This is a genomic window from Microbacterium resistens NBRC 103078, from assembly GCF_001552355.1.
GTDB classification, from domain to species: Bacteria; Actinomycetota; Actinomycetes; order Actinomycetales; family Microbacteriaceae; genus Microbacterium; species Microbacterium resistens.
On record NZ_BCRA01000013.1, the window covers coordinates 69,728 to 80,195 of the forward strand.

Sequence of the window (10,468 nt, forward strand, 5' to 3'; positions counted from 1 at the left end):
GCCGTTCCCTCGGTCACTCGCCGAGGTAGGCGCGGTCGAACGAGATGATCTGTCCTGCGCCGTATCTGACCCCGTGCAGGTTCTCGTCCAACGCGACGACCCACTTCAGATGTCCCTTGACGGCGATGGGAACGGCGGCGTTCCAGATCTCCTGGACGGTGTTCATCGCCGCCCTGATCTCCGCCGGGGTCCCCGCGGCCCGCAGATCCTCGAGGGCGGCGTCGAACTCCGGGTCGGCGAAGGAGGTCGTGTTCGCGGGACTGTCGCTGCGGAACGCATCGAGCGCGCACCAGACGCAGGCCAGATCCGTGGACATCGCCCAGAGCGCGGCGTCGTAGTTGCGGTCCGCGTAGACGGCGGTGACCAGGTCGGAGTTCTGCTGCTCCTGACGGGTCACCGAGAAGCCGGCGTTCTCCCAGAACGCCTCCTGGAGGATGCTCTCCTCGATCTGCATCGGCGCCGCCGTCAACGAGTAGGTGAAGGCGGCGTCCCCGCCCGCCTCGGCGACGAGGTCGGCGGCGTGCTCTGCGTCGAACGTCAGCGGCTCCACGTCGGGCGCCAGAGCACTGGCAGGATCGATGATCGCTGCCGTCGGCACGCCGACCCCCTGGTAGATGCGCTCGTTGAGCGAGTCGAGATCCATCCCGACCTGGATCGCGGTGCGCAGGCGCGGATCGGCGAGCGGGCGCCCTTCGGCGGCGTTCATCTGGACGGCGCCGACCAGGGGATTGCCGAGCGTGGTGTAGCGCAGTCCGTCCTCGTCGATCCTCTTGGACACCGCGGCGTCGAAGGCCAGGAAGCCCTGATTCTGACCTGCCTTGAAGGAGTCGAGCTTCGTCTGTCCGTCCACGGTGACCGTGATCGTGAGCTCCTGGATGCAGACCGGACCGCCCCACCAGTCGTCCTTCGCCGTGAGGACGAGGGAATCGTTCGCCTGATAGCGGGTGACCTCGAAGGCGCCGACGCCCGCCGCGGGCGGCGGCTGCAGAGCCAGCTGCTCGGGTCCGATCTCGTCGATCACGGCGGGGTTCACGATCATGCCGGGCTGCTCGGAGAGCAGGAAGGGGAAGGTCCCCCATGGCTTGGCCAGCGTGAAGACGAGCGTGCGATCGTCCCGCACCTGCATCGCTGCGATCTGGGCGATCATCGGGCTGAAGTTCGACGGGTTCGCCGGGTCGGAGAACCGCTCGATGTGGGACTTCACTGCGGCGGCGGTGAGCGGCGTGCCGTCCCCGAACCGGACGCCGTCGCGCAGCGTGAGCGTCCATTCGGCGTTGTCGTCGCTCGCCACCAATGACTCCGCCACGTCCGGTTCGTACGCGGCCCGGTCGTAGTCGTACCTCATGAGCGTGCCGTAGACCGCGGCCTGCTGCATCATGCCGAGATTGGCCTGCGGTGCGACCGGATCGAGGCCAGGGCCGTCTGTGTGGGCGCCGAACGTCACGGCACCGCCGATCCTGCTCGCGTCGCACGTCTTCCCGTCGTTCCGGGCCTCACCGGCGAGGGCGACGACGCCGTCGGAGGACGATTCCGCGGGTGTTGTCGTGCATCCTGCGACGACCACCAACGAGGCCGTGGCGAGCACCGCCAGTATCGATCTCCTCATGCTCTTCCTTCCGACGGTCCGGGGCGGATGCCCCGGGATGATAGAGGGAACGCTATAGACAATAAGATGATTGAGTCAAGTAGTTGAATTACTTGTTTGACTAATTTAGATTCTGCTCTACGCTGTCGGCAGGTCCGGGTCCCCGCCGCGTCGATTCCGTCTCGACCGGCACGCATCCGGACACCGCCGACCACGACGCGAGCAGGAGGTCACGATGACGACGATGAGGGCCGCAACGATCCTGAACGGCGAGATCGAGGTGCGCGAGGTCTCCGTTCCGCCGCCGCTCGGTCCCGGTCAGGTCCTGGTTCGCGTGAAGAGCTGCGGCATCTGCGGCAGCGACCTCAGTATGCGAAGAGACCCCGACCGCTTCGTCCGCGTCTCGCGCGAGGGCGGGAACACCCTGTCCGTGTTCGACCCGTCCCTCCCGGTCGTGCCGGGTCACGAGTTCGCCGGCGTGATCGAGGAGGTCGGCGCCGGCGTCGAAGGCCTCGTGCTCGGCGACCGGGTGGCCGGCCTGGGCATCGTCACCGATCAGGGGAAGGGGAAGGCGTCGATCATCGGCTACTCGAACGCGTACCCCGGAGGATTCGCGGAACTGATCGTCGTCGATGCGACCTGGGTGCGTCGCCTCCCCGACGGGATCTCCTTCGACACGGCAGCACTGGCGGAGCCCCTCCATGTCGGGGAGATGCACGTGCAGTGGTCCGGCTACACGGCCGGAGACCGGGCGCTCGTGATCGGGGCCGGGACCATCGGGTTGGGCGTTGTCCTGGCGCTGCGGGAGCGGGGATGCGAGGACATCACCGTCGTCGAGCCGTCTCCGCGCAGGCGCGCGCTCGCCTCCATCATGGGGTCGAGCCGGGTCGCCGCGCCGCCGACAGAGGGAGGCCCCGTCGCCGCGCTGAGGGACTCCCCGTCACGTCTTCTCGCGTTCGAATGCAGCGGACGAGCCGGAGCACTGGACGAGCTGGTGCGGACTCTCCCGCGAGGATCCCGCATCCAGGTGGTCGCGTCGCCCTTCTCCGAGGAGACCTTCGTGCCCGTGATCGCGCAATGGCACCAGCTCGTCATCAACTTCGGCTCCGGACCCCTCGGCGACCCGTACGGTACGACCCTGGCGCGGCTCGCCGCGGGGCGGGTCGACACCGACCTCCTCGTCACCGGTCACGTCGACCTGGAGGGGGTCCGACAGGCGTTCGACGACCTCCGCGACCCGGAGCAGCACGTGAAGATCCTCGTCCATCCCTCCGGCTCCGAGGAGCGAGAGGCCACTCCCTCGCCGACGGCGCGCACAACGAAAGCGAATCGATGACCACGACCACCGACCGGCGGAGCCTCCGCCACCACCTCGCCGGGGTCAACCCGGCGGTCCTCCTGGCGACCCTCGTCTCCGTGACCGGCGACATGGGCCGAGCCGAGCCGCTTCTCGCGAAGCTCACGTACGAACCCACCAGGGGTGGCGTCCTCTCCCGCCTCCCCGCCGCCGCGGAACAGGAGCTCCACGCCTGGGCGGAGGAGTCGCTGACCGATCCGCCGGACGTGGACTTCGCACAGGGGCGTCGTCTCGACGACGACACGTTCGCGCGGCTCGCCGGCGCTCTGGTCGGATGGACCGTGGAGGCGGAATCGTCGCCGTTCCTCAAGGAGCAGGCGGGGTTCGCGACCTTCGTCCCTACCGTCCCCCGGACGCGGAGCGCCCCTTCCGGCTTCCGGCTGGCGATCATCGGCGCCGGCATGGCCGGGATCGCGATGGCGATCGCGGCCAAGCAGGCGGGGATCGACGCCGTGGTGCTGGAGAAGCAGTCGTCCCTCGGAGGGGTGTGGAACCTGAACACCTATCCGGGCGTGGGCGTCGACACGCCGAGCCGCTATTACTCGTTCTCCTTCGAGGTGAACCGCGACTGGACCCACCCGTACCCCGACGGCGTGCAGTTCCGGGACTATCTGGAGAGGGTCGCGCGCACGTACGGGATCCTCGACGACATCCGCTTCGACACGGAGGTGACGGACCTCCGCTGGGACGACGACCGCGGGGAGTGGACGATCAGCGGCACGCGGAACGGCTCGTCGACGGTGATCTCCGCGAACGCCGTGGTCACCGCCGCCGGTTACCTCACCCGTTTCCGGCTGCCGGACGTTCCGGGGATCGACAGCTTCGAGGGGGAGTGGTTCCACTCCGCCGACTGGGACCACGGGGCCGACCTCCGGGGCAAGCGCCTCGCAGTGGTGGGCACGGGGTGCACGAGTGTCCAGATCGTGGATGCCCTGGCCGACGAGGTCTCGTCCCTCACTCTGTTCCAGCGGCAGCCGCACTGGGTGATGTCGCCGGCCGGCCGCGAGGGCTACACACCGTCCGAACTGTGGCGTCAGCGACACCTGCCGACATACGCGACCTGGGCACGACTGCACACCTTCCTGCCGATCGGCGACGCCATCTATCCCGTCGTCCGCTACGACGAGGCCTGGGCGACGACGCATGACAGGTCCATCAGCGAGGCGAACGACCGCTTTCTGCAGCTGTACCTGGACTACCTCGACACGAGCTTCGCCGATCGGCCTGACCTGAAGGCGAAGCTCACGCCAGGGTTCGCGCCCTTCGGCAAGCGTCCCGTCCGCGATCCCGGCCGGTACTACTCGACGCTGAAGAAGGAGACGTCCACGCTCGTCACGAGTGGCCTGCGCGCGGTCGTCCCGACGGGCATCGTGGACGGCGACGGAGAGCTTCACGAGGTGGATGTGATCGTGTACGCGACGGGCTTCGACCTGACGTACCTGTCCGATTGGACGATCACGGGACGCGAGGGGCAGACCCTCCGCGAGGTCTGGGGCGATTCTCCGCTCGCCTACAACGGGTGTCAGGTGCCCGGATTCCCGAACCTGTTCATCACCTCGGGCCCGCACTCGAACCCTTCGCACGGCGGAGGCCAGAACTTCGGGGTCGAGACGGTCGTCCACTACGTGATCGAGTCGTTGCAGATGCTCTTCGAGAACGACGCCCGCAGCATCGACGTCCGCCGCGATGCGTGGGAGCGCTGGGGGACCGAGATCCGCGAGGTCCTCGCTGACTCCGTCTGGGCGCGCGAGACGCGAGCCACGACGTACTACCGCAACGCCAAGGGCGAGGTCATCCTCGCGAACCCGTTCACCATGGAGGACTTCTGGAGGCGTCTGCGCGAGCCGGCACCGGAAGACGTGGTGCTCTCATGACCCCGGTGCACGGACGGCGCACCGGGGAACGGACGAAAGGAACGATGACGATGCCACCTCACCCGGACACATCGATCGGAGACCGAGCTCCCACGCTTCCGCTTCTGCCGGAGCCCCGGTTCGTGGAGACGAACGGCATGCGCCTGGCGGTCTACGAGGCGAGGCCCGCCCGGCCCACCCGCGACGTCTGCATCGTGCTGTGCCATGGGTTCCCGGAGCTGGCGGCGTCGTGGCGGCACCAGCTCCGACCGCTCGCCGACGCCGGCTTCCACGTCCTGGCGCCGGATCTGCGCGGCTACGGGCGATCGACGGGCCCGGAGGACCCCGAGTCGTTCCACATCGGCGAGACGACGGCCGACATCGTCGGCCTGATCGACGACGCCGGCTATGAGCGCGCCGTCATCGTGGGGCACGACTTCGGGGGCATGCTCTCCTGGTGCACGCCGCAGCTGCATCCGGAGCGCGTCGCCGGGGTCATCACGCTCAATACCCCGTATGGCTTCAGCGTCGAGGGACCGCTGGCCGCGAACGAGCGCGCCTTCGGGCCGCGGAACTACGTCGCCCACTACCAGACAGCCGATGCGCAGCAACTGATGGAACGGGATCCCGCGCGAACCTTCCGTTTCTTCTTCCGGCGGGATGCCGGGCACGGCACGACGCTTTCGACGACCGGCGTGCAGGACGCGGACACGATGGCCTACAGCCACCGTCTCGCCGACGACGAGGCGGGCTGGGCGGGAGAGGTGCTGCTGGACGACGACGAGCTCGACTACTACGCCGAGACGTTCGCGCGGACCGGGTTCGGCGGGCCTCTCGGCTGGTACCGCAGCCTGGAGGCGACGTCGCAGATCCAGAACGAGCGGCTCCACCCGGGCGGACGAGTGCAGCGGATAACCGTTCCGACGCTGCTGATCGCCGCGCGAAAGGATGCGATCTGCCATCCGGACCGCACCGACGGCATGCTTCAGTTCGTGGAGACGCTGGAGCGCCGGATGATCGACACGGGGCACTGGACGCAGCGAGAGGACCCGGAGGGGGTGAACCGGATCATGCTCGAATGGCTGGATCGTTGGTTCCCCGCCGCAGGCTAGGGGAGGGAAGGGCGGCGCTGGTCCGCACTCCGTGGCCTCCGGCCCGGGCTCACGGCGCGGGATGCAGGGCGCGCTCCAGGTCGGCGAGGAGATCCGACGGGTCCTCCAGCCCGACCGACAGCCGGACGACCTCCACGGGGACCGCGGCGTCGGTGCCGCGCACAGAGGCGTGCGTCATCGCATCGGGGTAGTTGACGAGCGATTCTACGCCGCCCAGCGACTCGGCCAGCTGGAACACACGGGTGGACTCCGCGAAGCGCCGGGCAGCCGCTCCGGACCCCAGCGCCACGGAGACGATCCCGCCGAAGCCGCTCATCTGACGCGCCGCCAGGTCGTGTCCGGGATGCGACGGCAGGCCCGGGTAGTAGACGCGTGCGATGCCGGGGTGGGCGTCCAGGAACTCGGCCACGGTCCGAGCGTTCTCGCCGTGCTGACGCATCCGCACCGGCAGCGTCTTGATCCCGCGCGTCGTCAGCCAGGCGTCGAACGGGCCGGACACGGCGCCCACGGCATACTGCAGGAAGCCGATCTCCGCGGCGAGTTCCTCATCGCGCAGCACAACGGCTCCGCCCACGACATCGGAATGTCCTCCGAGGTACTTGGTCGTGGAGTGGACGACCACGTCGGCGCCGAGGGTCAGCGGACGCTGGAGGGCCGGGGTCGCGAACGTGTTGTCGACCACGACCACCGATCCGGCGGCGTGGCCGATCTCCGCGAGGGCCGCGATGTCCGAGATCCGCAGCAGCGGGTTCGATGGCGTCTCCACCCAGAGCACGCGCGGGGGCCGGGCGGCGACCGCGTCGCGCACGGCGTCGAGCGAGCTCATGTCGACGACCTGCACGGTCACGCCCCAGGCGCCGAGGACCCGCGACAGAAGCCGGAAGGTGCCGCCGTACACGTCGTCGCCGAGCAGCACGTGGTCGCCCGGCTTCAGCACCGCCCGGAGCAGGTTGTCCTCCGCGGCCAGACCCGAGGCGAAGGAGAAGGCGTGCGTGCCGTCCTCCAGCGCGGCGAGCTGGGCCTGGAGCGCGTCCCTGGTGGGGTTGCCGCTGCGTCCGTACTCGTATCCCTGGCGGAGTCCGCCGATCCCGTCCTGGACGAACGTCGTCGACAGGTGCAGAGGCGGGATCACGGCCCCGGTCTGCGGATCGGCGGCCTGGCCCGCGTGGATGGCGGCCGTGGCGGTGTGGCGGGTTTCGATGGTCATGCGCGGTCTCCTTCGGTGTGCGCGGGGCGCACGGCGAACCCGTGCCCGGTCATCCAGTCGTCGTCGAACACCCTGTCCAGGTAGCCGCGTCCGTGATCGGGGAGCAGCACGACGACGACGTCGTCGCTGGTCAGTCCCTCGGCCACCCGCAGCGCGGCGACCACGGCCATGCCGCTGGAACCTCCGACCAGCAGGCCCTCTTCCCTGGCGAGGCGGCGTGTCATCGCGAACGCCTCGGCATCGGAGACCCGTTCGTACCGGTCGACGACCGAGGCGTCGAAGGTGTCCGGGAGGAAGTCCTCGCCCACGCCCTCGACGAGGTAGGGGTGGATCGGGCCTCCGTCGGCGTAGATGGAGCCGTGGGGATCGGCGCCGATCACCTGCACCCGCCCGGCGCCGACCTCCTTCAGGTATCGGCCGGTTCCGCTGATGGTCCCCCCGGTCCCGATGCCGGCGACGAAATGCGTGACCCGGCCGTCGGTGTCGGACCAGATCTCCGGTCCGGTCGTCTCGTAGTGCGCCCGCGGGCCGTTCGGGTTCGCGAACTGGTTGGGGTGGAACGCGCCGGGGATCTCCCGGGCCAGTCGAGCGGCGACGGAGTAGTACGACTCGGGATGCTCCGGCGGCACCGAGGCGGGTGTCACGACGACGTCGGCCCCGTAGGCGCGCAGCGTCGCAACCTTGGCGCCGTCGAACTTGTCCGGGACGACGAACACCATCCGGTAGCCGCGTTGGACGGCGATCAGCGCGAGTCCCACGCCCGTGTTGCCGCTCGTGGCCTCCACGATCGTCCCGCCCGGGCGGAGCAGCCCGTCGCGTTCCGCGGCGTCCACGATCGATCGCGCGATGCGGTCCTTGGCGGACCCGCCGGGATTGAAGTACTCCGCCTTGGCGAGGACGGTGGCGGACAGTCCCGCGGTCACGGCGGACAGTCGGACGAGGGGAGTGGCGCCGACGAGGTCGGCGACGTGGGCGGCGTAGCGCACGGTGGGTTCCTGAACGGACGGGGCGCAGGGGTTGCGCGAAGTGGTCTGAGGTCGTCGAAGAGGCGCGGAACGCGCTCAGGAACGACAACGACAGGTCAGGGCCACGGGGAGATGCTATCCCGACGCCGGCGATGTCGTCCTCCCCGCCGAAACAATCGCCGTAACAGAGAACTCTCCGGCGGCCGCGAGTCGCGATGGAGGGGGAAAACCGACGGTCAGCGTCCGAGCTCAGGGGGTCCGGTAGGCGGACTGCAGGTCGTCGCGGATCCAATAGGCGTCCTCGGTGCGCTGCGCGTCGCCGGTGAAGCCCGAGTCCGGGATCAGGAGGTAGCGATTCGGATCCGCGGAGTCGTTCCAGGTGGTGTCGACGGCGTACCAGGCTCCGTCGACCTGCACCTTGTTCCAGGCATGCCGTCCGCCCGAGAGCACGGTTCCGCTGACGTAGACGGTGGGCACCCCCGCGGCGTTCATGAGAGCGCTGTAGGCGGTGGCGTAACCGCCGCAGACGACCGCGCCGTGTTCGATGACGCCGTCGACCCGCCAGGCGTAGGAGTAGATGATGTCGCGCTCGTCGTCGCTCGCCTCCAGCGCCGCGCGGTCGTACTCCGTGTTGGCAGCGAGGAAGTCGTTCAGCGCGATGGCCTTGTCCCGCGGAGACATCCCCTCGGGCGCGACCGCCGCGACCGTCTGCTCGACCCAGCTCTTGGTGAGCTGCTGCAGGCGCTCGCGCTCTGCGCTCTTCATGCTGTACTCCACGTGCACCACGCTCTTGTCGCCCTTCCAGCGGGTGTCGTACGAGTAGCTGCGCACGTCGAGAGCGTACGGGTTCTGCGTCTCCGCCTCGAAGAACGCATCAGCGACCGTCTGCGCCCCCGGGGCGTTGGCGTACTCGGTCACGTCGATGTCTGCGGTCCCGTTGATCAAGTGGCCTGCGAGGAAGCGGACGAACTCGTCGGATCCGTAGACCGGATAGTCGACCGCCGCCGGCTCCGTCTTCGGCTTCACGTCCTCCTTGACCTGCTCCAGCGTCTTCACGATGGGTGCGGCGCCGCCCGTGGCGGGCGCCGCGGCGGCCGCCCGGGCGTTGTAGTCCACCCGGAACGCCTCGGCGTCGAAGGACGGATCGGGTGTGACCAGTGTCGCCGTCCAGTCGAGCTTGGTGCCCATGCCCTGGATGTGGACGTCGATCGCGCCGGGCACGTGCTGGGCGGGAACGACTCCGCCTTCGGGGATGACCGCTTGGGTCTCACGGATCTGTCCGTCCAGACTCGTGAACGCGAAGCGGGTCGTCAGCGTCGGCAGTTCCTCCGGCCGGAAGATGCTCTGACCCATCGAGAACGTCGCCGTCTCGTACGGCAGCGTCTCCATGAGGGAGTTCGCATCCGCGTCGCCGATGCTCGAGCGGTCGGTGCCGTTCGAGGCGATCACGCCCCAGCGGTAGCCGGAGTGGACGAAGGACAGGGTGGACAGGTCCCCGAGTCCGAGGATCGAGTCGGCGGACTGCCCGTCGAACAGCTCCAGATAGGAGTTCTGCCTGCTGGCACGGCCCAGCTGCTCCAGCTCGGCGCTGGACCAGGTGAGCTCGTCGGTCGTGCCGAGCACCTCGTACTGACGGAACCCGGTGCCGTCGTCGCTCGAGGTCTGCTCGTGGCTGCCGACGACGATGTACTCCGTCGCCCCGGGCACCGGCGACCAGGAGAGCTGAAGGTCGCCGGTGGCGTCCTCCGAGTCGACCCGCACGCGAGGTGCGGCGATCGGGCTGGGCGCGGCGGAGAACTTCGTGACCACGGGGGTCTCGAGCGGCTCGCCGTGCTCGTCGACGTGCCGCACGAGGTAGTACTCCGGCTCGAGCCCCCACGTCCCGTGGTCGGCGTCGTCGGACATCACGTCGACCGACACCGTCTCGTCATCCACGCGTCGAAGCTCACGGCTCTCGCTCGGCCAGATCCGCAGGTCGTCACCCGGCCTGCTCTGGCCGACGATGAGATCACCGCGCTTGGTGAGCGTCGGGTCGAGGAACACTTCGAACGCCCAGCCGACGTCGGTCGCGTCGGAGCCCCTCGTCATCGTCTCCGCGTCGAAATCGTACGAGGCGGGGAAGGTGAGCGGCTCGTCGCGATCGAGCCCGGTCAGGGGAGCGGTCACCGCGACGGCGCGGCCCTCGGCCTTCGTGGCCTGCGTCGGCAGTGCGCTGCTCGGCGCACCGAGGCCACGCACCATCACGACCGCGACCGTCGCCACCAGCGCGACCACGGCGACGGAGGCGATCCCGACGATGAGTCCGACCTTCTTCCGCCTTCGACGGGGCGCCGACGGCGCGCCTTCCGTGCGGGCGGGACCCTGCGCGGCGGGCGAAGGCCCGGACCCC

At 69.2% G+C, this 10,468-nt stretch carries 7 protein-coding genes; 3 read left to right on the forward strand and 4 right to left on the reverse strand.

The genetic code is table 11. The annotated features are described in order from the left end of the window. Positions 1-13: 13 nt before the first annotated feature. Complete coding sequence (locus tag MR1_RS02915) at positions 14-1,606, reverse strand: ABC transporter substrate-binding protein (protein WP_084344324.1); 1,593 nt, start codon at positions 1,604-1,606, stop codon at positions 14-16. Positions 1,607-1,820: 214 nt separating this feature from the next. Here MR1_RS02915 and MR1_RS02920 point away from each other — a divergent pair, with 214 nt between their 5' ends. From MR1_RS02920 to MR1_RS02930, 3 genes are all read left to right on the forward strand, one after another. Further along, positions 1,821-2,921, forward strand: a complete 1,101-nt coding sequence (locus MR1_RS02920; RefSeq protein ID WP_217996171.1) for an alcohol dehydrogenase catalytic domain-containing protein — start codon at positions 1,821-1,823, stop codon at positions 2,919-2,921. Continuing rightward, entirely contained in the window at positions 2,918-4,816 is a 1,899-nt protein-coding gene (locus tag MR1_RS02925; protein WP_067243184.1) for a flavin-containing monooxygenase, read from the forward strand. Before MR1_RS02920 ends, MR1_RS02925 begins: the two co-directional genes overlap by 4 nt. 122 nt (positions 4,817-4,938) lie before the next feature. Further along, positions 4,939-5,907, forward strand: coding sequence for an alpha/beta fold hydrolase (locus MR1_RS02930; RefSeq protein ID WP_217996172.1), 969 nt, complete (start codon positions 4,939-4,941; stop codon positions 5,905-5,907). Positions 5,908-5,956: 49 nt separating this feature from the next. On the opposite strand, the gene MR1_RS02935 is transcribed toward MR1_RS02930, so the two are convergent. The 3 genes from MR1_RS02935 to MR1_RS02945 all read right to left on the reverse strand — a co-directional run. Next, positions 5,957-7,114 (reverse strand): cystathionine gamma-synthase, encoded by a 1,158-nt coding sequence (locus tag MR1_RS02935; RefSeq protein ID WP_067243185.1) that lies wholly within the window; start codon positions 7,112-7,114, stop codon positions 5,957-5,959. After that, positions 7,111-8,100, reverse strand: a complete 990-nt coding sequence (locus tag MR1_RS02940; protein WP_067243186.1) for a PLP-dependent cysteine synthase family protein — start codon at positions 8,098-8,100, stop codon at positions 7,111-7,113. The genes MR1_RS02935 and MR1_RS02940 overlap by 4 nt, the downstream gene beginning before the upstream one ends. A 228-nt stretch (positions 8,101-8,328) precedes the next feature. Then, a partial coding sequence (locus tag MR1_RS02945) for a transglutaminase domain-containing protein (RefSeq protein ID WP_157517876.1) occupies positions 8,329-10,468 on the reverse strand: 2,140 nt, incomplete at its 5' end.